This window comes from Rhodococcus sp. LB1, from assembly GCF_001583455.1.
GTDB classification, from domain to species: Bacteria; Actinomycetota; Actinomycetes; order Mycobacteriales; family Mycobacteriaceae; genus Rhodococcus_F; species Rhodococcus_F opacus.
In genome coordinates, this window is record NZ_LTCZ01000190.1 from 14308 (window position 1) to 39465 (window position 25158).

A 25158-nucleotide genomic window follows, 5' to 3' on the forward strand; every position below is an offset into this window, starting at 1 on the left:
GGATGCGCCGGAGCGACGCCGAGGGCCAGCGCCCGGAATACGTCCGGCACTCGACAGGAAAATATTCGGCTCTCTAGGCAAATCCGTAGAGAGAGCTAGATTCCGCTAGTCGTGCTGCGCCCGCAGGTACTTGCCGAAGTGCGGCACGGTGAATCCGATCGACCCGCGCTCGGCCGAATAGATCAGGCCCTTCTTGATCAGCCCGTCCCGCGCCGGTGACAGCGACGCGGGTTTGCGGCCGAGCTCGGAGGCGATCGCCGACGTGGCGACCGGTCCGTCGTCGCCGGAGAGGTCGGCCATCGCCCGCATGTACTCCCGCTCGGCAGGCGTCGCGCGCTCGTACCGCGACCCGAAGAACCCGACCGCGAGTTCCTCCTCCGCGGTCGGCGCGGCCACCCGCACGTCCTCCTCGGTGATCGGGCTGGCCGCGGCCACGTCCCACGTCGCCTTGCCGTAGGCCTGGACGAAGTAGGGGTAGCCGTCGGCCGCGGCGTACAACGCGTCGAGCGCCTCGTCCGTGAACTTCACGTCCTCCCGCTCGGCGGGCGCGATCAATGCCCGATCGGCCGACACCCGGTCCAGCCGGTCGATGCGGTGGTAGCTGAACAGCCGTTCCGAGTAACTCTTGGACGCCGACAGCACGGCGGGCAGGTGCGGCAGGCCGGCTCCGACCACGATCAGCGGCGCCGCGTCCTGGCTGAGCTCGTGGCAGGCCCCGCACACCGCCGAGACGTCCGCGGCGCCGAGGTCCTGCATCTCGTCGATGAACAGTGCGATCCCGACCCCGACGTCACGGGCCAGGGACGACGCGTCGAGCAGCAGTTCCACCAGGTCGATCTCGATGTCGCCGGAATCGGCGCGACCCTTCACCGCGGGGGCGTCGATGCCCGGCTGCCACCGCTCCCGCATGCCCTTGTCGGCCGTCGCCCGCAGGGCGAACGACTTCAGGACGCCGAGGAACTCCTCCACCCGGTCGGGGTCGCGATGCGAGCCCGCGATCTCCCGAACCGCCATGTGCAACGCCGACGACAGCGGCCGCCGCAGATCCTGATCGGGGCGGGCCTCGATCTTCCCCGTTCCCCACCGCCGCGAGATGGCGGCCGACCGCAGGTGGTTCAGCAGGACCGTCTTCCCGACGCCACGCAGACCCGTGAGCATCACGCTGCGTTCCGGGCGACCGCGCGCAATCCGCTCGAGCACGACGTCGAACGCGTCGAGCTGCCTGGTTCGGCCCGCGAGCTCCGGCGGGCGCTGCCCCGCGCCGGGCGCATAGGGGTTACGGACAGGGTCCATGGCCACGAAGGTAACAACCTCTGTTGCCGAATCTGCGCTCATCTAGCGCGTGTCCTAGATCCCGCTATGAAGTCCTAGCCGGGGTGGTGACTTCCGCACCCTTCGGTGCCTATCGACTATCGCGCGTTCCCCCGAGGCTGGATGCAGCACCAGGAACAGGGAGAACACCATGATCGAGTTGGACGCCAGAGCCGAGTTGGAACGCCTCGCGCCGCATGCAGCGAAGGGCGACGAGGACGCCGTCGAAGAGGTTCTCCGCATCGCGCACCCCCTCGTGCACCGCTACTGCACGAGCCGGCTCGAGTCGGTGGATCACCCGCACACCACCGCCGACGATGTCACCCAGGACGTGTGCCTCGCGTTGATGAGCGCCCTGCGGACGTACGAGAACCAGGGGAAATCGTTGCTGTCGTTCATCTTCGGCATCGCCGCGCACAAGGTGTCCGACGCGCGGCGCCGCGCCACCCGGTTGTCCGTGCCGCAGACTGCGCGCGCCGCGGCCGCACACCACGTGGTGGACGTCGAGGACGGCCCCGAGCATCACATCCTGCGCGGTGAACTGCGCGGCGAGATGGGCCAGCTCGTCGAGACCCTTCCGGTCCGGCACCAGCAGATCCTCTTCATGCGCGTCATCGTGGGAATGTCGGCCGAACAGACGGCACGGGTCCTGGACACCACACCGGGCGCCGTCCGCGTCGCCCAGCACCGGGCACTGAGCCACCTGCGGGCGCGGATCGGGCACGGGCCCGCCCGCTGAGAGTTCCCGCTCCGTCGTTGCCAACTGCCGGGCCGAGTGGTCCGATGGATTCATGAGCGCACCCGACACCGTCCTGGTCGCGATCGGAACGAAGAAGGGCCTGTGGCTGGCCACCAGCCGCGACCGCGCCACCTGGTCGCTGTCCGGCCCACACTTCCTGATGAACGAGATTCCGAGTATCGGGATCGACACGCGGGGTGGGCGCACCCGCATCCTGGTCGGGGTCCGGTCCGAGCACTGGGGTCCCACCGTCGCACACTCCGACGATCTGGGTTCCACCTGGACCGAACCGGATCACGGCGCCATCCGCTTCGGCGACGGAGACGGCGCCGCGCTCGAGCGGGTGTGGCAGCTCCGGCCCGACACGGACGACCGCCCGGGCGTCGTGTGGGCGGGGTGCGAACCCATCTCGGTGTGGCGGTCGGTCGACGGCGGCGAGCATTTCGACCTCGAACGCGGGCTGTGGGACCATCCGCACCGACCGGAGTGGGGAGCCGGATACGGCGGCGCCGCAGCGCATTCCGTCGTACCCCATCCAGAGGACGAGAACACGATGCATGTCGCGATGAGCACCGGAGGGGTCTACCGCACCACGGACGGGGGTGCGTCCTGGGAGCCGCGCAACACCGGGATCACGGCCTACTTCCTGCCGGACCCGAACCCGGAGTTCGGTCAGTGCGTCCACAAGATCGCCCGCGACGCCGTCGCCCCCGACCGGCTGTACGCCCAGAATCATCACGGCGTCTACCGCACCGACGACAGCGGTGACACGTGGAAGTCGATCGCGGACGGGCTGCCGACGGACTTCGGATTCGTGATGCTCACCCACCCGCGCCGCGAGGGAACCATCTGGGTCGTTCCGATCGAGGCGGACCGTGAACGAATCCCACCCGACGGCCGGCCGGCCGTCTACCGAAGCGAGGACGCCGGGAACAGCTGGACCCGCCTCGACAGCGGGCTGCCGGAACGCGACTACAACGTGGTGCTCCGCGACGCCGCCGCAGTGGACACCGCCGACCCGGTCGGGGTGTATTTCGGCACGCGCGGCGGCGAGGTCTACGGGAGCGCCGACGAGGGCGCCACGTTCGGCACGGTCGCGGCGCATCTGCCCGACGTCCTGTGCGTGCGGGCCGCGGTGATCGCGTCATGAGCGAGGGCGTCACCGTGCGGGTTCCGCGGGCACTGGCGTCGATCGTCGGCGGTGAACGCTCCGTACACGTGCCCCTCGACACCGCCTCGACGCTGTCCCACGTGCTCGACGTCCTCGCGGGCGAGTTCCCGATTCTCGGCCGCCGGATTCGCGACGAGACCGGCGCCCTGCGGCGGTACGTCAACGTCTACGTGGACGGCGAGGACGTCCGGCTCCTCGGCGGTGTCGGCACCGAGGTGACGCCCGGGCAGGAACTGCAGATCCTGCAGTCCGTGGCCGGCGGCTGAGCGCGACTACTCGGCCAGCTCCATCGCCACTGCCCGGGTGGGAGCTCCGTCGCCTGCTTCCAGTGCGATCGGCAGGAGGCTGACGAGCGGGTCGGGGAAGTCGATCCGGTCGAGCCGGCACAGATTCTCGCCGATCACTCCGCCGGCGTCGGCGATCAGATGGTGAACCGGGTATCCGGCGTCGGTGTGTTCCCCGTCCGGAGTCTCGTCGATGCTCGGGGTGTCGAGGCAGAACGTCCGCACTCCCCGGTCGAGCAGCAGCGCGCATGCCTCGGGGTCGAGGAACGGATGTGTGTAATAGGCATCCGTTCCGTAGTGGCGAGACCACCCGGTATGGAACACGGCGATGTCGCCCCGCCCGGCGTCCTCCGCCCGGGACATGATCAGTTCGCGGGTAATCCGCTGCCGCGCAACGAGCTCGCGCAGGTCGAACACGACGCCGCGTCCGACGAACAGCTCCGGCGCCAGCCGATCGACGGTCGCCGCCCCTGCCTGCAGATGCGCCGGGGCGTCGACGTGCGTCCCGGACTGCGAACCGATCCTGACGTCCAGCACGTTGTAGCCGTCGCGTTCGAGGGTGCAGTGCCGGATCAGCGTCGGCACCGGGTCGCCGGGATACACCTGCATCCCCGGCCCGATGGTGTGTGACAGATCCACGATTTTCCGCACGTGTGGCATCGCTCGATTGTCCGGCCTCGGGGTCACGCGTACCGCGATATGCTCGATGACGAGCGAAGAGGTGGTGGAATGACCGATTTTGACCCGCTCGCCACCCAGCGTGAGTCGGTGTCGAAAACACTCGCAACCGAGCTGTCCGCGGTCGGTCTCGAGGATGCCAGGGAGATCGGGCACGGTGGGTTCGGGGTGGTCTACCGGTGTGCCCAACCGGAACTCGATCGAACCGTGGCAGTCAAGGTCCTCACCGCGGCGCTCGACGCCGAGAACCTCGAACGGTTCCTGCGGGAGCAGCGCGCCATGGGCCGGCTGAGCGGCCACCCGCACATCGTCAACATCATGCAGGTCGGGACGACCGACACCGGCCGGCCGTACATCGTGATGCAGTTCCATCCCCACGATTCGCTGGACGCGCAGATCCGCAGGCGCGGGCCCATCCCCTGGAGCGACGCCCTGCGTATCGGGGTGAAACTTGCCGGTGCACTCGAAACTGCGCACCGGGTGGGCATCCTCCACCGAGACGTCAAACCGGGAAACATCCTGCTGACGGAGTACGGCGAACCGCAGCTCACCGATTTCGGGATCGCGCGGATGTCGGGGGCGTTCGAGACGACTGCGGGCACCGTCACCGGCTCCCCCGCATTTACCGCTCCCGAGGTGCTGTCGGGGCGGACCCCGACCGCCGCCTCCGACGTGTACAGCCTCGGCGCGACCCTGTTCAGCGCGATCACGGGGCACGCGGCCTTCGAACGGCACAACGGCGAGGAGGTGATCGCGCAGTTCCTGCGGATCACCACCCAACCTGTCCCGGACCTGCGGACGGAGGGTTTCCCCGAGGACCTCAGCGCCGTGATCCAGCGCGCGATGTCCGGTAAACCGGAGGATCGCCCCGCGTCCGCCGCCGCGTTCGGCGACGAACTGCGGGAGGTCGAACGCCACCACGGATTGGCTGTGGACGAGATGGCGATGCCCGTCGACGCCGGGGTGCACCATGTCGAGGATTCCTCGCCCGGGGCGGTCTCGACCATCTCCGGTCCGTTCCGGACCTCCACGACGGGACGGGCACGATATGCGTCGACGCCGCCGCCCGCGCCGGCCACCCGGTTCCGGCCGCCCGCCGCGACCCGTCAGCTCGTCGACCGGAATCGGCTGATCGACCTGCTGCGGGCCGGACGCCGACGCCTGCTGACCGTGATCCACGGCCCCACCGGATTCGGCAAGAGCACCCTGGCCGCCCAGTGGCGGAACGTCCTCGCCGACGAGGGCGTGGCCGTCGCGTGGCTCACCGTCGACAGCGACGACGACAACGTGGTCTGGTTCGTCGCGCACCTCATCGAGGCGATCCGCCGCGTGCGCCCCAACCTGGCCAAGGAACTCGGCCAGGTCCTCGAAGAGCACGACGACGAAGCCGAACGCTACGTGCTCACCTCGCTCGTCAACCAGATCCACGAGAGCGGCGAACGGATCGCCCTGATCATCGACGACTGGCAGCGCGTGTCCGAGCCCGCGACGATCGCCGCCCTGGAGTTCCTCCTCGACAACGGGTGTCACCACCTGCAGGTCGTGGTGACGAGCCGGACCAGGGCCGGGCTGCCGATGAGCCGCATGCGCGTCAAGGACGAACTCGTCGAAATCGACTACTCCGAACTGCGTTTCGACGACTCCGAAGCCCGGTCGTTCCTCGTCGACCTCGGTGGCCTGCCCCTCGACAGCGAGGACGTCACCGAGCTCCGCGACTCCACCGACGGGTGGGTGGCGGCTCTCCAACTGGCGTCGTTGTCGCTGCGCGGGCGAGCGGACCCCTCCGAGCTGATCGCCGGACTGTCCGGGCGCCACCACGCGATCGGCGAATTTCTCGCCGAGAACGTCCTCGACACCCTCGAACCCGAGATGCTCGACTTCCTGCTGGCCACCTCGATCACCGAACGCACGTGCGGCAGTCTCGCCGGCGCCCTCGCACACACCGCGCGTGGGCAGGCGATGCTCGAGGCCGCCGAGGACCGGGACCTGTTCCTGCGCCACATCGACGACGAGCGAACGTGGTTCCGCTACCACACCCTGTTCGCCGAGTTCCTGCGCCGACGGCTCGAACGCGACCAACCCGACCGGATCCGGGAACTGCATCGCGTCGCGTCCCGCTGGTTCTGCGACCACAGCCTGCTCCGCGAGGCCGTCGACCACGCCATCGCCGGCGGCGAAGAGCAACGCGCCGTGGAACTCGTCGAAGCGGACGGACTGATACTGCTCGAGCAGTCCCAGGCGGCGACGTTGTCGGCGGTGGTCGACAAGCTGCCGCCGGCTCTGGTCGCCACGAGCGCCCGGCTGCAGGTCACGACGGCTTGGGCGCACGCGATGGCGAACCGGACCATGGCCGCCGAACGCGCGCTCGAGCGAGCCGAATGGGCACTCGACCACAGCGGCGCGAGCGCGAGCGACACGGCGGATCTGCGGGCGGAGGCGGGCGTCGTCCGTGCGGTGGCGGAACTGCGCAACGACCGCAGCGGCCGGATCGACGAACTCGCCGCCGACTGCCTGGCGCGGCCGGAGGCCATGTCCCCGTGGGTGGTGTGCGCCGCGTTCAACGTCACGACGTTCGCCGCCGTGTACCGCTTCGACTTCGCGGAGGTGCGCAGGATCCAGGAAGTGGCCCGGCCCTATTACGAGCGGAACACAGGACCGCACAACGTCGTTCACGGTCAGAGCTATCTGGGTGTCGCGTCCTACGAGCAGCTCGACGTCGACGACGCCGTCGACCGCTTCCGGCGGGCCCGGCGAGCCGGACGGAAACTGGGCGGGCCGCGAGCGCCGTCCGCCCGGCTGGCAGGGTCGCTGCTCGGTGAGGTGCTGTACGAACGCGGGGACGTCGAAGAAGCCGAACGTCTCCTCGACGACGGATACACCCTCGCCGTCGAGACCGGTGGGGTGGACTTCAAGGTCGCCCGCTTCGTGACCGGCGCTCACGTCAAGGCGCTGCGGGGTGACCGCGAGGAGGCGACGACACGCCTGCACGCCGGACTCGAGGTGGCCGAGACCTACTCCCTCGCCCGCCTGCGGGCCCGCATCGAGAACGAACGCCGGCGGCTCGGCATCACCCCGCATCCCGCCCTGGGGGCACCGGACCCGATCTCACACGAAGACCGGCGGCGCCCGGTGTCGGGCATCGACGAGATCGTCGCGCAGGTCGAGGAGGCCACCGCGATCCGGATGCTGCTCGCCACCGGGGCGCGCGAGAACATCGAGCTGGCGTGCACCTGGGCGCAGGAGTGGACCGATCGACTGGCCGGCACCGGCCGCAACCGCGCCTACCTGCTGGCCGAGCGCCTCCGGGTGGCGTGCCTCGCCGCCGCGGGCCGCGACGACGAGGCGAAGCAGGCCCTCGCCTCCATCGCCTCGATCTGCGCGGCACGCGGACTCCACCGCGTGCTTCCCGACGGTGGACCCTTCGTCGTCGCCCTGGTCGCGGATCTCCGGGCAGATCAGCTGGCCGGAGAGTGGCGGCCGGACTGGGCTTCGGTGCCCTCCGACTTTCTCGAGGAGCTACAGAACGCGACCGCTCCGTACACGATGTGACCCGCGGTCAGGACGGCGTGGGCGCCTCCTCCAGGATCAGTCCCGGGGCGCGCAGGTCATCCCAGAATTCGGCCGGGATCGGGTGTTCGAGCCAGGCCGCGTTCTGCCGCATTTGCGCGCAGTTCCGTGCGCCCAGCAGAAGTTCCCGCACCGCCGGATGCGCGGCGGCGAACTGAATCGAGGCGGCCGCCAACGGAACCCGATGACGCTCGCAGTGCTTCTCGATGTCGCGCACCCGGCTCAGCACCTCTTCGGGTGCGGGCTGATAGTTGAACTTGGCGCCGGGCACCGCGCCGGTGGCCAGGATGCCCGAATTGAGCACACCGCCGAGGACGATGGCGACGTCGCGCTCCACCGCGAGCGGCAGCAGGTCCTTCACCGGATCCTGCTCGAGCAGTGTGTATCTCCCCGCGAGGAGGATGCAGTCGAGATCGACGCGTTCGAGGGCGTCGACGCAGACGTCGGCCTCGTTGACCCCGACGCCGATCGCCCGGACCACGCCCTCCTCCCGCAACCGGATCAGCGCGGGGAACGCACCCTCGAGCGCTTCCGCGAACCGCGCGGGCTGGGCGTCGCCGTGCGTGTACCGGTCGACGTCGTGCACGTAGAGGATGTCGAATCTGTCCTGGCACATGCGCTGCAGGCTGTCCTCCACCTGCCGCAGGACCGCGTCGTACGAGTAGTCGAAGTCGGCCCGGAACGGCGGGGTGTCCACCCAGATTCCGGTGTCGAACGACCCACGGCGCGCGGGCGTCAACGTGCGCCCCACCTTCGTGGACAACACGTAGTCGTCGCGGTCCCTCGTCAGCAGTGCATGGCCCACCCGGTGCTCGGACAGCCCGTGCCCGTACATGGGCGCGGTGTCGAACGAACGCACCCCCATGTCCCACGCCTCGGCGATCTGCGCCTGCGCCTCCGCCTCGGGGACCGGCCGGAAGATGTTGCCGATGGGCGCACCGCCGTAGCCGAGCAGGGTCACGTCGAACCCTGCGCGCCCGAACGTCCGAGTATCGTTCACCTTCATGGATTCTCGCTTCCGTTGCCGAGGAACAGAGTGCTCGGGTCGCGCATCACGGAGTCCATCTCGCGAAGGCACACGACCTTGATCGCCGCAACGACCAACTCCGAATAGAACTGGTCGTGGAACCACTTGTCGCCGCTGTACGCCACGACCAGCCCGCCCTCGCCCACCGCGCTGCCACCCCACTTGGTCCAACCGTGCTGGTACAGGTAGGGATGCAGCTGCTGAACGGCGTGCGACGGCAGGCCGGTGGTCCAGCTGATCCGCGCTTTCGACTCGGCAATCGCGTCGTACGGCCCGGCCCAGTCCTTCTTCTCACCCCAGCTACAGCGGAAGACGACGGGCAACTCCGCGTCGGCGGTTGGGGCGACGCCTGGCCGGAGCACGACGAGATGCCCCGGAGATCCGTGGGAGAGGTTCTCGATCGACGGCCGAGCCAGCTCGACGGCCTCCCGAGCCACGTCCTCGGTCAGTCCGGAAAAATTGGTCATCCGGTCATCCTTCCCCACGGATCAGATCGATCGCCTTCTCGGCGATCATCACCGTGGGAGCCTGGGTGTTGGAACTGACGATGCGCGGCATGACGGACGAGTCGACCACCCGCAGACCCTCGATGCCCATCACCTTCAATTCCGGTGAGACGACGGCGTCGTCACCGACACCCATCGCGCACGTGCCGACCGGGTGGTACGAGGTACGGCCGTACTCGCGGACGAACTTCACGTAGTCGTCCTTCGTGTTCACCGACAGACCACCGGCCAGATGTTCCGCCTTGATGTGCCGCGCCATCGAGGACTGCGCCATGATCTCGCGGCTCTGCCGGAGCCCCTCGATGCTCGACTCCAGGTCGAAGTCGGTGGCGAGGAAGTTCGGGTCGATCAGCGGCTGGGCGGTGGGATCGTTCGACCTGATCTTCACCGAGCCGCGGCTCTCCGGCCGCAGTGAGTACGAGTTCAGGGTGCAGCCGTAGCCGGGACGGACCGCGGCGACACCGGCCTCGACGCCGGCGGCGGGCAGGAAGTGGAACTGCAGATCCGGAATCGACTCCGCCGCGTGCCCGAAACTGAACCCACCGGCCTCGACGACGGTCGACGCCAGCGGGCCCCGCCGGAAGGCCGCGTACTCGAGTCCCGCCTTCGCCGTGGCCGGACGCATCAGGTTCAGTCGGTCGAGGCTCTGGTATTCACGGAGTTCGTAGATGACGTCGAGGTCGCAGTGGTCGTGCAGGTTCCGGCCGACACCGGGAAGGGCATGGGCCACCTCGACATTCGCGTCGCGAAGGTCGTCGGGATGACCGATCCCCGACAGTTGCAGGATCTTGGGTGATCCGAACGCGCCCGCCGCGACCAGCACCTCGCGGGACGCGCGGAACGTCTCCACACCGTGCGGGGTGAGCACCTCGATCCCGGTGGCGCGTCCGCCGTCGAGCAGCACCCGCGACACGGCGACGTTCTCCCGCACCGTCAGGTTGGGCCGCTTCCTGGCGGGTGCGAGGTACGCGACGGCGGCGCTGCACCGGCGGGCGTTCTTCGTGGTCGTCTGGTAGAGGCCGACACCGTACTGGTGCTCGCCGTTGAAGTCGCCGTTGAACGGCAGCCCGAATTCCTGACCCGCCTGGACGAACGACTTCGACAGCGGATGAGGATTGACGGGATCGGAGACCCCGAGCGGCCCGTCGGTGCCGTGGTACGGCGCCGACAGTCGTTCGTTGTCCTCGGACCGGAGGAAGTACTTCTGGATCTCCTCGAACGACCATCCCGCGCAGCCGTATTTCAGCGCCCACTCGTCGTAGTCCTCGTGCGCGCCCCGGGTGAACACTTGAGCGTTGATCGAGCCGCCACCGCCGATGACCTTGCCCTGGGCGAGTGGGATGACCCGGTCGTTGCAGTGTTTCTGCGGGACGCTCGAGAATCCCCAGTCGTACTTGCTCGCGGTGAGTTTCGCGAAGCCCGCCGGCACGTGGATGAACGGATGCCGGTCGTTGCCGCCGGCCTCGAGCAGGAGGACCCGGACCGCTGGATCCTCGGTCAGCCGTCCGGCCAGCACACAGCCCGCGGTGCCGCCGCCCGCGATGACGTAGTCGTAGGTGGCACTCATCGGTTGCCTCCGGTCCAGTTCGGGAACACGCGCTGACGTGGTCCGGTGCGGATCTGAATGGTCTTGACGTCGGTGAACTCGTCGAAGCCGGCCTGCCCCATCTCGCGGCCGAACCCGCTCTGCTTCATGCCGCCGGCAGGCAGCTGCGGGGCGCCGTCGATGGTGGTGTTCACCCACACGCGGCCGCTGCGCATCTCCTTCGCCACCCGCAGCGCCTTGTCGATGTTCTTGGTCCAGATCGATCCGGCGAGTCCGTATTCGGTGGCGTTGGCGAGCCGGATGGCGTGGTCGACGTCGCTGAACCGGGTGACGGTGAGCACGGGACCGAAGATCTCCTCCTGGAAGGCGGCGGACTCCTCGGCCACGCCGTCGAGGATCGTGGGGGCGACGAAATGCCCGCTCCCCCAGTTCTCTCCGCCCAGCCGATCACCGCCGGTCAGGACGGTCGCGCCGTCCCGCCGCGCCGCGTCGATGTGCCCGAGCACCTTCTCGAGGTGGCCGGCGTCGATCATCGGACCCAGTTCGCTGGCGTCGTCGAGCGGTCCGCCCACCGTGATGCGGCCGGCGGCCTCGACTAGGCGGGCGAGGAAGGCGTCCGCGATCGAGTCCTGGACCAGGAGCCGGGCACCCGACACGCAGCACTCACCCTGGTTGAAGAACACACCGAACAGGACTCCGTCGAGTGCGTCGTCGAGGTCGGCGTCGTCGAACACGACGCTGGCGGCCTTGCCGCCCAGTTCCATCGACAGTCGCTTGACGCTGCCCGCCGAGGCCTCCACGATGCGCTTACCGGTGGCGGTGCTCCCGGTGAACGACAGGATGTCGACCAGGCTGCTCTCCGCGAGCGGGGCACCGACCTCGGCACCCGCGCCCGTCACCACGTTCACCACCCCGTCGGGGATCCCGGCCTCGGTGAGCAACCGGGCCAGCTCGACGGCGGTGCCGGACGTGAACTCGGACGGCTTCACCACCGCCGTGCAGCCCGCGCCGAGCGCGAACGGCAACTTCTGCGCGAGCAGGAGCAGCGGGAAGTTCCACGGGATGATCATGCCGACCACGCCGGCGGGCTCCCGGACCACCATGGCGGTGCAGTCGTCGCCGAGAGCCGTGTGTGCCTCACCGTGCATCGTCATGGCCAGCGCCGCGGCGTACTCGAACAACTCGATGCTCGCGCCGACGTCGCCGCGGGCCAGAGTGATCGGTTTGCCCGACTCCTCAGCGTCGATCCGGGCGAGTCGTTCCTCGTGCTCGCGCATCAGCCCCGCGCAGCGCAGCAGTGCCCGGCCGCGGTCCATCGCGGTCCAGTGCGGCCACTCGCCCTCGTCGAAGGCCTCCCGCGCGACCGCGATGGCCAGGGCCGCGTCGGCGCGGGTGCCCGCGGTGAACGTGGCGACGACGCGGCCGTCGGCCGGGCTGACCCGTTCGATGATGTTCTCCGACGGGGGCACGCTGCGCCCGCCGATGAAGTGTCCGTAGCTGCGGATCTGTGTTGCTTCGACTGTCGACATCTTTGGCAGTTCCTCGTCAGTGTTCGTGGATCAGGACACCACGCAGGTTGAGCCCCGCGTGCATGTCCACGTATGCGTCGTTGACCTGGCCCAGGCTGTAGCGCCGGGTGATCAGTTCGTCCAGCTTCAGTCGTCCCGACTTGTAGTAGTCCAGCAGGGCCGGGATGTCCCGGGTGGGGTTGCAATTGCCGAACAGCACCCCCCGCAGATGCTTGGCGTAGACCACCAGTTCGAGCGGGCTGATCGGGATCCCGGGTTCGTTCTGGCCGATCGACACGACGGCGACGGTTCCCTCCTTGCGGACGGCTCCGAACGCGTCGGCGATCAGCTGTCCGTCCACCACGCCGACGGTGACGACGGCGCTGTCGGCGCCCTGCCCGTTGGTGACCGAGCGGACGAACGGCATGGCCTCGTCGATCGACGCGTACGCGTGGGTGGCGCCGAGTTCGAGGGCTCGTTCGCGTTTGAACGGGACCGGGTCGACCGCGACGACGTGCGCCGCACCCGCGTGGTGGGCGCCCTGCACCGCGTTGATCCCCACACCGCCGACCCCGACGACCATTGTCGTGTCCCGGGGGCGGACGACCGCGCCGTTCACGGCGGAGCCCCACCCGGTGGCCACCCCGCACGAGACGAGGCAGGCCACGTCGAACGGGATGTCGTCATCGATCTCGACGGCCTGGGCCTGCGAGGTGACGAGGTAGTTCGCGAACGTGCCGAGGCGCTGCATGGCGCCGATCGGCCGCCCTGACTGCGTGGCGAACCGCGCTGTTCCGTCGAGCATGAAACCAGCCTCCATACCGGCCCCCGTGTCGCAGATATATTGCATCCCCTGCGCGCACCAGGCGCAAGTTCCGCAGGCCGGGAGGTAGGCGGTGGCGACGTGATCGCCGATGGCGAGCCGGGTGACACCGGGCCCGACCGCGTCGATCACACCGGCACCCTCGTGTCCGCCGACCAGCGGCAGCGTATTGGGAATGTCACCGGTGACGAGGTGATCGTCGGAGTGACACAGTCCGGACGCCATCACCTTGATCCGCACCTCGCCGGGACCGGGCTCCGCGAGGACGAGGTCGTCGACCTCCCACTTGCCGCCCACTTCGTGAATCACCGCACCGCGTGCCGTCGTACTCATCGTTCTCCTTCGAATCTCACACTGACACAGAGTCTTACTTGATGATCGAGAGCCGGCTGCGGTCGAGGGTCACGGCGACCGCGACGATGACGACCGCGCCGTACACGATCTGCTGGAAACTGGGGTCGATGCCGGCCACCGAGCCGCCGACCCGGAGAACGGTGACCACCAGGGCGCCGACGAGCACCCGCCACGCTCCACCGATTCCACCGGTGATGGCGCAGCCGCCGACCAGCACGGCCGCGATGGCAGGCAGGAGCAGCGAATCCGCGAGTTGCGGTGCGGCGCTCTGCTGCTGGGCCGACAATACGATACCGGCGGCGCCCGCGAAGAATCCGGACAGGGCGAATGCGCCGATCCGGACGATCCGGGTTCGGACGCCGCTCATCATCGCCGCCTTCTCCCCCAGTCCGACGAGGTGGAAGACGTTGCCCCGCGGGGAGAACCGCATCGCGCAGAACACCGCGGCCACTGCGGCGACACCGGCCCACACCGCCATGGGGAGACCGAGCACCGTCCACGAACTGAGCCAGAAGATCGCGTCGTAGCCTTCGCTGATGTAGATGGTGGTCGACCCGGACGCCACGAGCGCGACCGCACCCCAGAACCCCAGCGCCCCGAGCGAGACGACGAACGACGGGACCTGCCCGAACACGATCAGCAGACCGGTCAGCGCACCGATCAGAGTGAGCGCCACGAGGGTGACGACGACGGCGAGGGGACCGAGGGAGCCGATCACCGTCGCCAGAATCACCGTGGCGAGCGACGCCAGTGCGGCCACCGACAGGTCGATGCCGCCGGTGAGGATGACGAACATCTGGCCCAGCCCGAGCAGCAGAATCGGGACCGCCTGCGCCGAGACCACCGCGAGGGCGTTCATCGACAGGAAATTCGGTTCGGCGAGCGCGACGAGGAGGACGAGCGCGACCAGCACGACCGACGGGCCTGCCAGCCGCAACCGGTCCCGCGTCGTCCGGGACACGGCCGGCGCCGCACCCTCGGGTGCGCGCATCTCGGTGGAAGTCCTCTCGGCGGAAGTTCTTGTTGCCACGGCGATCACATCATCATCTCGAGGAGTTGGAGTTTGCTGGGCGGGTTTCCGGGCGGCGAGTCGAACGCGCCGGTGATCTCGCCGTCCCGCATCACGATCACGCGGTGGCCGAGCCCGATCGCCTCGTCCAGGGTGTCGGCGAGCACCAGAATCGCCACTCCCCGGTCGGAGAGGTCGCGGAAGACGGCGTAGAGGTCTTCTTTCGCGCCGATGTCGAGGCCGCGGGTGGGGTGGTCGAGAACCAATACCTTCAGGCCGTCGCCCAGGATCCACTTGGCCACCACGGCCTTCTGCTGGTTGCCGCCCGACAGTCGCGCGATGTCGGCGTCGGGGTCCGCGGGCCGGATGCCGAGTTTCTCGATCCAGCCGCGGGCGGTCTCCTCCACCCGGGCACCCGAGGAGATCCGGCCACCGCCGGCCTTCACCGGATGCACCGTCGCGATGTTCTGCGCGACGGTCGCGCCCGCGATCATGCCTTCGACGCGACGCTCGGCGGGAACGTATGCGACACCGGACCGCACGGCGTCCGCAGGTGATCCGGGGGCCGACCGCTGTCCGTCGATCTCGACGGTTCCGGAGTCGACGGGGACGGCGCCGAAGACGGCGCGGGCAACCTCCTCGCGTCCGGAGTCGACCACGCCCACCACCGACACGATCTCGCCGGCGTGGACGTCCAGCGACACGTCCTTCGCCTTGCCGCCGCAGGTGAGGTTGCGGACCGACAGAGTCGGCGTGCTCGTCCGGGGAACGGCCTGCTTGCGCTCCGACGAGTAGATCTCCTCGGCCGCGCCCTTGCCTATCATCAGCTGGTACAGCTCGGATTCGGTTGCCGCCGAGGCGATCCGCTCACCGACCACCTTGCCGTCGCGCAGCACGTACACGCGGTCGGAGAAGCGGAGGACCTCGTCGAGACGGTGGGAGACGAAGATGACGGAACCGCGCTCCTTGAGGGCGGTGACCCGGCGATGGAGCACTTCGACGTCCTCGGGTTCGAGCACCGACGTCGGCTCGTCGAGGATGAGCAGCGGCGGGTGTTCCACCTGCCTGCCGCCGACGGCCCGAGCCACCTCCACCATCTGGCGCTGGGCGAACCCCAGCGTCTCGGTCAGGGCGCCCGGGTCGACCGTCGACTCCACCACCGACAACATTTCCTGGGCGCGGGCCCTGATCTTCCGTCGGCGGAGGAACCCGGCGCGGGCGGTGTCACCCTCGTGTCCGAGGATCAGGTTCTGGCCGACGGTGAGGTTCGGCAGCAGCGACTGCTCCTGGTGCACCACCCCGATCCCGTGGTCGGCGGCGTCGGCGGGGCTTCCGAAGCTCACTTCGCGCCCGCCCAGCACCATCCGGCCGCCGTCCTGGCGGTGGACTCCCGCGAGGATCTTGAGCAGCGTCGACTTTCCGGCGCCGTTCTCGCCGATCAGCCCCACGACCTCGTTCGGAGCGATGGACAGGCTCACGTCGTCGAGGACGGTGTTGGGTCCGAATTTCTTCGTGACATTGCGGAGTTCCAGGAGAGATGTCATTTCACGACCCTCAATCGACTGCGGGCGGGCCACCCGGTGGCGATCACCGCGACCACGATGATGAGACCCTGCGCGCCCTGCTGGATGTACGGGCTGGCGCCCGACAGGAGAAGCCCGTTTCCGAGGACCACGAGGAGCAGCACACCTACGAGGGAATGCAGGGGTCCGCCGCGACCGCCGCTCAGCAGGGTGCCTCCGACGACCACCGCGGACAGGGTGAGGAAGAGGCTTCCCGATCCGACGCTCACGTCGCCGACGCCGAGCCGGATGGTGGCCAGCACTCCGCCGAGCCCGGACAGCAGTCCGGCCACGGCGAACAGGATGATCTTGGTGCGCCCGACCGGGACGCCCGCCAGGCGGCTGGTCGCCTCGTCGCCGCCGATCGCGTAGGTGTGCATGCCGAGCCGGGTTCCCTTGCACAGCAGCACTGTCACCGCGACGGCGGCGAGCGCGAACACCACGACGACGGGAAGCCCGAGCCAGTGGCCGCCGGCCCAGGCCGCGAGCGACGGGTCGGCGAGCTGAGGGGTGGCGGTGCCGAAGAGCACGGTGGCGACACCGAGACCGACGAACCACGTACCCAGTGTGACGAGGAAGGACGGCACCCGGACGACGACGTGCAGCACGCCGTTGACCACTCCGAAGAGCAGACCGACCCCCAGCGCCAGCAGGACCGCGAGGAGTCCCAGGTCGTTGCCGTTGACGCTGTTCGCTGCGAGCAGGACGAACGTCAGCCCGCTGGCCGCCATCACGCCCTCGATCGACAGGTCCACGCCGCCCACCAGGACCACCAGCGTGGCACCCATCGCGAGGACCACGGGAATCGCGGCCTGCTCGACGATCGCCATCGCGTTGCTGGCCGTCGCGAAGCCGGGAGCCAGCGCGGCGAAAACGACGCACAGTCCCAGCAGGGCGGCGAGCGGGCCGGCGGTCGAGAGCAGCCGGCGAACGCGTGGTCGTGTGCTGCGCACGGGCGCAACAGGTTCTGCGGGGGTCGTCACCTCCCCGGTCACTTCAGTCGTCGACATCGTCACTCCTTCGGAAGATTGTGTGGTTCGTGAATCGAGGGTGGGGGCTACCGGGCTACCGGGCCGGTGATGCGGGAGAACGGATCCTGCACGGACCGCACGATCTCCTCGTCACTCGGCACGGCGAGGAACTGGTCGACGTTGTTCGCGGTGATCAGCGACTGATCGACGAAGAACTCGCGGTTCTCCCGGGGCAGCGACTCGACGTCGAGTGCGCCGCTCATGGCCTGGTAGCAGATGGCGAGTCCCATCGCGCCGTTGAAGTAGGGGTCGGTCGTGTAGGTGGAGAGCAATTCCCCGTTCGCGATGGCGCCCAGGCCTTCCGGGGTGGCGTCCGCGGCGCTGGCGATCTTGATCTCCCCCGCGCGGCCCGCCTCACGCACCGCCTGCAGGGCGCCCAGTGCCATGGAATCCGTTGCGGCCCAGATACCGTTCACCTGGTCGCCGTACTTGTTGAGCAGGGTCTGCGTGGTGGTGTAGGCCTTGTTGCGGTCGAAGTCGGCGGGCTGGTCGTCGAGCAGGGTGACGCCGGACTGTCCGTCCATCGCCTGCTGGAAGCCCTGGAACCGGGTCTGGCTGATCTCGTTGGCGAGCAAACCCTGCAGCGCGATCACGCCGCCGGTGCCGCCGAGCGAATCGACGAGGGCCTTCCCCGTGTCGGCTCCCTGCTGGACGCCGTCGTAGGCGACGTACGACGCCCATCCGTTCCCGACGTCCCAGGGGTGCAGGTCGGCCGGCTTGCTCCACTGGGTGACCGCGCACCCGCCGCTGTTCTGCACGGCGCGCACGATCGCGGGGGTGTCGGCGCTCGTGTTCGGGTTGATGTTGAGCAGCACGGTCTTGCCTGCGGCGAGCACCGACTGCAACTGCGACAGCGCGTTCTGCGAGTCGCCGCCGTAGACGATCACCTTCAGTTCGATCCCCAGCGATTCGGCGTACGCGCGGCTGCCCTGCACCCACGCGGCTTCATACGGGTTGGTGAGCGACCGCACCTCGGAGACCATCACCATGTCGCCCCGGTCGACGGCCGCCCCGTCCCGCTCGATCTCTTCCGATCCCGTCGAGCAGGCGATGGCGGAGCTCGCCATGACGGAGACTGCCGCGGCAACGCCGACGGCCCGGGCTGCCGCCCTGATTGATCGTTGCGTCCGTGTCATCGTTCGTCCACTTCCTGAAAAAGAATGTAAACGCTTTCTTACCGTGATCGGCGTCACAAGTCAAGCGCTGCATGGTGTGGTCAAGGGCCATCCGGATCAACCGGACAGATCAGAAATCGATTACAAAGTGCTGGTGAGCCGGGCGGCGGCGACCGCTCCGGCCACGCGACACCACATCGCGGGTGCGGCGAGTGCCGATTCGGAGCTCCCCGCCAGGTCGGACAGTGAGATCCCGATGCCGGGTGGCGCCGCCGCGAGGCGGCCTGCGACGACGACCGATCGGGTCGCGGTCCCCGCGCACCGTTCCAGCACGGAACCGACGAGTTTGCCGGACAGCGACGTCGCGTCGAATTGGCCTTCACCGGTGACCACGACGTCGGCGCGGCCGAACTCGGCGCTCAGCCCGGTGAGCTCCGCGATGCGGGCGGCGCCCGGCACCAGCCGGCCGCCCCAGGCCGACAGTCCGAATCCAGTGCCTCCCGCCGCTCCCGCGCCGGGTTCGTCGGGACTGCACGGCAGTCGTGCGCCGAGGCAGGCGGCGAACGTCGCGAGCGCGCGATCGAGGCGGTCGCGCTCCGCGGGGTCGGCGCCCTTCTGCGGCCCGAAGACGTGCGCTGCCCCATGTGGGCCGCAGAGGACGGCCGTCGTGTCCGTCAGCAGTTCGACGCCACCGGGTGGGGGCTCGGTGAGTGAGCCCACGTCGATCGAGGCGAGAGCGGCCAGGCCGGCGCCCCCGTCGGGGATCTCCCGGCCGTCGCGGTCCAGGAGCTTCGCGCCGAGCGCCCGCAGGGCGCCCGCACCGCCGTCGGTGGACGCGGAACCGCCGAGTCCGACCAGCAGCGCCTTCGCGCCGTCCGCCAGTGCGGCGGCGATCACCTGCCCCAGGCCGGTCGTCGACGCTCCCCCCGGATCCGGCGAGTCCATCAGGGGCAGCCCACTCATCTGGGCCAGCTCGACTACCGCCGTGCCGTCCCGGAGCAGCAGCCAGCGTCCGGTCGTCGGACGTCCGTCGGGGCCTCGAACCCCCGGAACCTCACGCCACACGCCGGTGCCGTGGCAGGACGCGACGGCGTCCACCGTGCCTTCGCCGCCGTCCGCCTGCGGGAGCATGTCCAGCTCGTCGTTCGGCCGGACCGTCGACCAGCCGGCTGCCAGAGCCGCCGCCACCTCCGTCGCGGTCAGTGAGCCCTTGAACGAATCCGGGGCCAGCACCACCCGCATCGAGCCGGCGTCAGTCGACGTCATCGGGGTGGGGTCCCGTGCGCTGATCCCGATTCAGGGCCGAGATCGCGTCCATCTCCGCGGCGGACAGCCGGAAGTCGAACACATTCGCGTTCTGCCGCATCCTGTGCACCGCAGAAGATTTGGGCAGTGGAATCGTCCCGATCTGCAAATGCCAGCGGAGCACGATCTGCGCGACCGACACACGGTGCCGGGCGGCGAGCGCCGCCAGGAGTGCGTGGTCGTTCAGGTGCCCCCTCGCCAGCGGCGCCCACGCCTGGGTGCGGATGCCCATCGACCGGTGCAGATCCGTCAGTGCGGACTGCGTGAGCAGCGGGTGCAGTTCGATCTGGTTGACCGCCGGGGTGATCGTCGCGATCTCCGCGAGCCGCTCGAGCTGTTCGGGCTGGAAGTTCGACACGCCGATTGCCCGCACCCGTCCGTCGTAGTACAGCTTTTCGAGTGCCCGCCACGTCTCCAGGTACTGTCCGAGGCTCGGTGCCGGCCAGTGGATCAGGCACAGGTCGATGCGGCCGAGTTTCGCCGCACTCGCCTCGAACGCGTCCAGTGTCTGCTGGTAGCCCTGGTCCTCGTTCGAGACCTTGGTGGTCACGAAGATCTCGTCCCGATCGACGTCCGCTCGGGCCAGCGCCGCGCCGAGAGAGGCCTCGTTGCCGTACATCGGGGCCGTGTCGAACGCGCGGTAGCCGGCGGACAGCGCGTGCGACACCGTGGAACCCATGTCCTCGTCGGGGATCGTGAAGAGGCCGAACCCGAGCGCGGGCATCGTGACGTCGTTGTTCAACGTGACCGAGGGAACGGTCGCCAGGCTCGTCATGTGATCGAGTACCCGCCGTCGACGGGCAGGACCACCCCGGTGACGTACCGCGCGGCGTCGGAGACCAGGAACAGCACGACGTCGGCGACGTCGTCGCCGTCGGCGAACCGTTGCAACGGGATACGGCTCAGCTTCTGGGCGCGGAAGTCTTCCTGCCGCAGCACGTCCGCCGTCATCGGCGTTTCGATGTAGCCCGGCGAGACGGTGTTGACGCGCACGCCGTGGGGGCCGAGTTCCACGGCCAGTCCCTTGCCGAGCTGAGTCAGTGCGGCCTTCGTCGCGCCGTAGGGAACGATCCCCGGGACAGCGCGATCCGCGGACAGCGACGCGATGTTCACGATGCTGCCGCGGGCGTCGACCAGGGACTTGGCCGCCTGCCGCGTCAACCGGTAGGCCGCCGACAGGTTGACGTCCAGGAGACGTTCCCACCCGTCCTCGTCCACGTCGATCGCGGTGGTCCGCAACTGGATCCCGGCCGCGTTGATCAGGATGTCGAGGCGCCCCGACAGCTGCTGGGCGAAGTCGACGGCGCGCGCACCGAACTCGGGGTCGGTGAGGTCGCCGCAGAGACCGTGTCCGCCGAACTCCGCGGCGACGTCGGTGACCTTCGGGTCGGCGTCGACCGCCACCACGAGTGCCCCGCTCCGGGCGAGGGCCCGGGCGATCGCCGAACCGATCCCACCGGCCGCACCGGTCACGATGGCGGTCTTCCCCGACAGATCGACCGAGTTGGTGGGTTGTGCAACGCCGCTCATGCCGCGGCTCCCTTCAGTACTGCCCGGCTGATGATGAGCCGCTGCATTTCGCTGGTGCCTTCGTAGATCTTCGTGATGCGGGCGTCGCGGTAGAGGCGCTCGACCTCGTATCCGCGGATGAAGCCGTTGCCGCCGAACACCTGCACGGCGGCGTCGGCGTGGCGCACGCATCCCTCGGACGCGTAGAGCTTGGCCATCGAGCACAGCGTCTCGGCATCCGCTGCCCCCGTGTCGAGTGCCCGCGCCGCCTCGACCGACAGCGCGGTGCCGGCCCGCAGTTCGGTGGCGACGGTGGCGAGGGAGAAGGAGATGCCCTGGTTGGCGGAGATCGGCTTGCCGAACTGGCTGCGGTCGAGGGACTGCCGGGTGGCGGCGTCCAGTGCGGCGCGGCTGATGCCGAGGCTCAGGCCCGAGATGCCGAGACGGCCCTTGGCCAGCACCTTCATCATGTAACCGAAGGCCTTGCCTTCCTCGCCGAGGAGGGCGTCGGCCGGCAGTTGGACGGAGTCGAACACCAGCCCTCCGACCTGCGAGGCCCGCTGGCCCATCTTGTGTTCGTGGTACGCGCGGCTGACACCGGGCTGGTCGACGTCCACCAGGAAGACGGAGATGCCGCCGCGCTTCCCCAGTTCGGGGTCGGTGACGGCGAGGACCACCGCGAAGTCCGCGACGGGGGCGTTGTGGATGTAGATCTTCTCACCGGTGAGCACCCAGCCGTCACCGTCCCGCACCGCCCTTGTCGTGATCGATCCGAGGTCGGATCCGGATCCCGGCTCGGTGAGCGCGTAGGCGCAGCGCTTCTCGGCGGTGAGCATCGGGCGCAGGTACTGCTCCTGCTGCTCGGGTGTGCCGTAGTTGCCGAGCAGGCTGCCGAGGATCTCGACGAGGCCGCACTGATCGGCCACCGACGCGTACCCGTAGGACAGCGACTCCATGACGAACAGGTAGTCGAGGGCGGTGCCGCCGAAGCCGCCGAACTTCTCGGGCACCGTGATGCCGAAGAGCCCGATCTTGCCCATCTCCCGGTAGATCTCTTCGGGGAATCGTTCGGTCTCGTCCAGCTCGGTGGCGACCGGACGGATCCGTTCGTCGACGAACTCGGCGACGAGCTTGCGTTCGTCGGCGCCGAGCACCGACGAGGGAATGACGCTGTTTCCGGTTGACATGTAGTTCTCCTCAGATGTGTACGGCGACGGGGGCGAACAACCCCGCGTCCATCACGCGTGGGTTCTTGATGATCGGACGGAATCCCATGTGCGGCAGAATGTCCCGATCGATGTCGATGCCGGGTGCGATCTCGGCGAGTTCGAGGCCGTCCCGGGTGAGGACGAAGACGGCGCGTTCGGTGACGTACACCGCCTCCCGCCCCTCACGGACGGCGAGAGCGCCGGAGTAGGTGACCTGATCGACGCGGTCGACGAACTTGGGCACCGAGCCTTCGCGCCGGATCACCAGTTCTCCCCCGACGATCGCGACGTCCAGGCCGCGGGCGGTGAACGTTCCGCAGAACACGGCGCGCGGCGAGTTCTGGGAGATGTCGATGAACCCGCCCGGTCCGACGATTCCGCCGCCGATCTTGCTGACGTTGACGGCGCCGGTGGAGTCGACCTCGGCCATACCCAGGCAGCTGACGTCGAGCATGCCGCCCGAGAACAGATCGAACTGGGTGGTCGACGAGTGCACGACCTTCGGTCCTCGCGCGGCCCCGAACAGGTCGCCGGAGACGGGGATGCCGTCGATCAGCCCCTGCTCGATGGCAAGCGTGATGTCGTCCAGGCGATCCTGTTCGGCGAGCGCATCCACGACCAGCGCGGACACCCCGAAGCCGACGTTCAGGACGTCGCCGTCCCGGACCTCGGCGGCCGCCCGCCGGGCGATCAGCATGCGGATCGGGTCGTGGTTCGTGGCGCCGAAACCGGAGTTCGCCGCATCGCCGGAGAGTTCCGGATCGAATTCGCCCGCGTACGTCTGCCATTGGGCCGGCGCGTGCACGACGTCGTCCACGAGGACCGCCGGGATGTGCACGAGCCGCGGATCGATCGGCCGGTCCAGCAGGTTCTTCACCTGCACGATGACCCGGCCGCCGCTCGCCTTCGCCGCCTGAGCGACGGCCAGCGCGTCGAGCTGGGCCGCCTCGCCCGAGCACGTGACGTTGCCGGACGGGTCGATGGAATCGCCGCGGACGATGGCCACGTCGACGGGAAACGGCTTGTAGCGCAGGTACTCGCGGCCGTCCAGAGTCAGGAGTTCGACGAGGTCCTCGGTGGCGGACGGCGTGAACTTGCCCCCGCCGTGCCGCGGGTCGACGAACGTGTCGAGACCGGTCGCTGTGATGAGGCCCGGCCGGCGTGCGCCGATCTCCCGCAGCAGCTGACTGATCGCGCCGCCGGGCCACGCGTACGCCTCGATCTCGTCGTTGCGGACGAGGTCGATCATGGTCGGCGACCACGTCCAGTGCCCGCCGACGACCCGCTTGACCATGCCCTTGTGGGCGAGGTGGTTGGTTCCGCGGCTCACCCGGTCGCCGATGCCGAGGGCGTGCACGATCGTGAGTTCCCTCGGCGATCCGGTCGCGAGGAAGCACTCCTCCAGCGCCTTCAGGACGGTGTCCGGTTCGAGGATCCCGCCGCCCGAACCGGTGAGGGCGATCGTCGATCCTGGCGCGATGTCGCTCACGGCTCGGGTCGCGGTGGTCAGTGTCCAGCGCCTCGAGGCGGCACCCGTTCCGGGCTGTGTCATATCCGCTCCTGTAAATGCTTACATTCTGCCAATCGGCCCATGAACGCTATGGACCTCGGTTATTGACACAGTATATTGTGAGCTGCACAACATCAAGAAAACGATTACAGGAGATTTCATGGCCTCGATCCTGCTGCCCGATCGCCACGGTTCGCCCACGACTCTCGCGTTGAACGCACCGGCACGGCTGGACACCCGGTCCACCCCGCCGACCAGCAGGGCGGTGTACGCGGCCGCGCATGTGGTCGCCGATCCGCTGCGGGCGTCGGCGGAGAATGCCGCGGACCAGATCGACTGGGACGCGACCCTGCAACTACGCCGCGACCTGTGGTCGCTGGGACTCGGGGTGGCCGAGTCGATGGACACCGCCCAGCGCGGCATGGGACTGGATTGGGCCGCGGCGAAGGAACTCGCCGTCCGCACGCTCACCGACGCGCAGTCGGTCGGCGGGAAGGTGGTCGTCGGGGTGGCCACCGATCAACTGAAGACCGACACCGCCTCGCTCGACGAGATCCGCGACGCCTACCTCGAACAGGTCGAGGCGATCGAATCCGCGGGCGGTGAGGTGGTGCTGATGGCGAGCAGGCACCTCGCCCGCGCCGCGACCGGCCCCGAGGACTACCTCGCCGTGTACGACGCGGTGCTGTCGGCGGCCACCCGCCCGGTGGTCCTGCACTGGCTCGGTTCGGTGTTCGATCCCGCCCTCGACGGCTACTGGGGATTCGCGGATCCGGGCGCGGCCATGGGCACCGTCCTGCAGATCATCGACGCGCACCGGGACACCGTGCGCGGCATCAAGGTGTCCCTGCTCGACCCGGCACTCGAGATCGCCCTGCGTGAGCGGATGCCCGCCGGGGTGCGGGTGTTCACCGGCGACGACTACAACTACGTCGACCTGATCGCCGGCGACGGCACCCACACCAGCGACGCCCTCCTCGGTGCGTTCGCCGCACTCGGCCCGTTCGCCTCCGCCGCGTTCGCACGCCTCGACGACGGCGACGAGCAGGGCTTCCGGAACATCCTGGGCCCCACCGAAACCCTGAGCCGGTTGCTGTTCGCCGCCCCGACGCAGTACTACAAGGTCGGCGTCGCCTGGTTGGCGTACCTGAACGGCAAGCAGGAGCACTTCCGGATGATCGGCGGCTTCGAGACCGGCCGCAGCCTCACCCACCTGGCCGAACTGGTCCGCGCCGCCGACGCGATCGGGCTGTTCACCGATCCCGACTTCACCGCCGCGCGCACCTCGGCGTACTTCGCCGTGCACGGAATCCGCTGACATGGACCTCGCGCACTGCAGTCTCAACTCCGTCACCGTCAAGGGTGCCGGCCTGACCGAGGTCGCCGACCTCGCCG

At 69.0% G+C, this 25158-nt stretch carries 21 protein-coding genes; 5 read left to right on the forward strand and 16 right to left on the reverse strand.

Annotated features, from left to right (window positions below):
• Positions 1–105 precede the first annotated feature (105 nt).
• Positions 106–1293 (reverse strand): AAA family ATPase, encoded by a 1188-nt coding sequence (locus AZG88_RS24260; RefSeq protein WP_005258779.1) that lies wholly within the window; start codon positions 1291–1293, stop codon positions 106–108.
• Between the two features lie 169 nt (positions 1294–1462).
• Between AZG88_RS24260 and AZG88_RS24265 the strand changes: the two genes are divergently transcribed.
• The 3 genes from AZG88_RS24265 to AZG88_RS24275 are packed head-to-tail and all read left to right on the forward strand — an operon-like array spanning position 1463 to position 3487.
• Positions 1463–2050, forward strand: coding sequence for a sigma-70 family RNA polymerase sigma factor (locus AZG88_RS24265; protein ID WP_005251338.1), 588 nt, complete (start codon positions 1463–1465; stop codon positions 2048–2050).
• A gap of 52 nt (positions 2051–2102) precedes the next feature.
• Entirely contained in the window at positions 2103–3200 is a 1098-nt protein-coding gene (locus tag AZG88_RS24270; protein ID WP_061699471.1) for a WD40/YVTN/BNR-like repeat-containing protein, read from the forward strand.
• A complete protein-coding gene (locus tag AZG88_RS24275) occupies positions 3197–3487 on the forward strand; it encodes a MoaD/ThiS family protein (RefSeq protein WP_005251336.1) in 291 nt (96 codons plus the stop codon). The genes AZG88_RS24270 and AZG88_RS24275 overlap by 4 nt, the downstream gene beginning before the upstream one ends.
• Before the next feature lie 6 nt (positions 3488–3493).
• On the opposite strand, the gene AZG88_RS24280 is transcribed toward AZG88_RS24275, so the two are convergent.
• Complete coding sequence (locus tag AZG88_RS24280; RefSeq protein ID WP_061699472.1) at positions 3494–4165, reverse strand: cyclase family protein; 672 nt, start codon at positions 4163–4165, stop codon at positions 3494–3496.
• Between the two features lie 69 nt (positions 4166–4234).
• Between AZG88_RS24280 and AZG88_RS24285 the strand changes: the two genes are divergently transcribed.
• Entirely contained in the window at positions 4235–7732 is a 3498-nt protein-coding gene (locus AZG88_RS24285) for a serine/threonine-protein kinase (RefSeq protein WP_061699473.1), read from the forward strand.
• A gap of 7 nt (positions 7733–7739) precedes the next feature.
• Here AZG88_RS24285 and AZG88_RS24290 read toward each other — a convergent pair whose 3' ends face one another.
• The 14 genes from AZG88_RS24290 to AZG88_RS24355 form a co-directional block, all read right to left on the reverse strand.
• Complete coding sequence (locus AZG88_RS24290; protein WP_061699474.1) at positions 7740–8756, reverse strand: aldo/keto reductase; 1017 nt, start codon at positions 8754–8756, stop codon at positions 7740–7742.
• Positions 8753–9244 carry a hypothetical protein gene (locus tag AZG88_RS24295; protein ID WP_061045354.1) on the reverse strand — a complete coding sequence of 164 codons (492 nt, stop codon included), beginning with the start codon at positions 9242–9244 and terminating at the stop codon, positions 8753–8755. Before AZG88_RS24295 ends, AZG88_RS24290 begins: the two co-directional genes overlap by 4 nt.
• 4 nt (positions 9245–9248) lie before the next feature.
• Complete coding sequence (locus AZG88_RS24300) at positions 9249–10850, reverse strand: GMC family oxidoreductase (protein WP_025433218.1); 1602 nt, start codon at positions 10848–10850, stop codon at positions 9249–9251.
• On the reverse strand, positions 10847–12358 hold the full coding sequence (locus AZG88_RS24305) for an aldehyde dehydrogenase family protein (RefSeq protein WP_061699475.1): 1512 nt from the start codon (positions 12356–12358) through the stop codon (positions 10847–10849). Before AZG88_RS24305 ends, AZG88_RS24300 begins: the two co-directional genes overlap by 4 nt.
• Before the next feature lie 16 nt (positions 12359–12374).
• A complete protein-coding gene (locus AZG88_RS24310; protein WP_061699476.1) occupies positions 12375–13493 on the reverse strand; it encodes a Zn-dependent alcohol dehydrogenase in 1119 nt (372 codons plus the stop codon).
• 34 nt (positions 13494–13527) lie between these two features.
• A complete protein-coding gene (locus AZG88_RS24315) occupies positions 13528–14505 on the reverse strand; it encodes an ABC transporter permease (protein WP_025433220.1) in 978 nt (325 codons plus the stop codon).
• Positions 14506–14549: 44 nt separating this feature from the next.
• A complete protein-coding gene (locus AZG88_RS24320; RefSeq protein ID WP_061045356.1) occupies positions 14550–16067 on the reverse strand; it encodes a sugar ABC transporter ATP-binding protein in 1518 nt (505 codons plus the stop codon).
• Positions 16064–17095: an ABC transporter permease gene (locus AZG88_RS24325; protein WP_061045357.1), complete on the reverse strand. Its 1032-nt coding sequence runs from the start codon at positions 17093–17095 to the stop codon at positions 16064–16066. The genes AZG88_RS24320 and AZG88_RS24325 overlap by 4 nt, the downstream gene beginning before the upstream one ends.
• 47 nt (positions 17096–17142) lie before the next feature.
• Positions 17143–18252 (reverse strand): sugar ABC transporter substrate-binding protein, encoded by a 1110-nt coding sequence (locus tag AZG88_RS24330; RefSeq protein WP_025433223.1) that lies wholly within the window; start codon positions 18250–18252, stop codon positions 17143–17145.
• 120 nt (positions 18253–18372) lie between these two features.
• Entirely contained in the window at positions 18373–19497 is a 1125-nt protein-coding gene (locus AZG88_RS24335) for a glycerate kinase (RefSeq protein WP_061045358.1), read from the reverse strand.
• On the reverse strand, positions 19484–20311 hold the full coding sequence (locus AZG88_RS24340) for an aldo/keto reductase (protein ID WP_061045359.1): 828 nt from the start codon (positions 20309–20311) through the stop codon (positions 19484–19486). The genes AZG88_RS24335 and AZG88_RS24340 overlap by 14 nt, the downstream gene beginning before the upstream one ends.
• Positions 20308–21066 (reverse strand): SDR family NAD(P)-dependent oxidoreductase, encoded by a 759-nt coding sequence (locus AZG88_RS24345; protein WP_061045360.1) that lies wholly within the window; start codon positions 21064–21066, stop codon positions 20308–20310. The genes AZG88_RS24340 and AZG88_RS24345 overlap by 4 nt, the downstream gene beginning before the upstream one ends.
• Positions 21063–22232 carry an acyl-CoA dehydrogenase family protein gene (locus AZG88_RS24350; protein ID WP_025433225.1) on the reverse strand — a complete coding sequence of 390 codons (1170 nt, stop codon included), beginning with the start codon at positions 22230–22232 and terminating at the stop codon, positions 21063–21065. Before AZG88_RS24350 ends, AZG88_RS24345 begins: the two co-directional genes overlap by 4 nt.
• Before the next feature lie 10 nt (positions 22233–22242).
• Complete coding sequence (locus tag AZG88_RS24355) at positions 22243–23805, reverse strand: acyl CoA:acetate/3-ketoacid CoA transferase (RefSeq protein WP_005251310.1); 1563 nt, start codon at positions 23803–23805, stop codon at positions 22243–22245.
• Between the two features lie 118 nt (positions 23806–23923).
• On the opposite strand from AZG88_RS24355, the gene AZG88_RS24360 reads away from it, so the two are divergent.
• Positions 23924–25081 (forward strand): DUF993 family protein, encoded by a 1158-nt coding sequence (locus AZG88_RS24360; RefSeq protein ID WP_061699477.1) that lies wholly within the window; start codon positions 23924–23926, stop codon positions 25079–25081.
• The last annotated feature ends 77 nt before the right edge of the window (positions 25082–25158 follow it).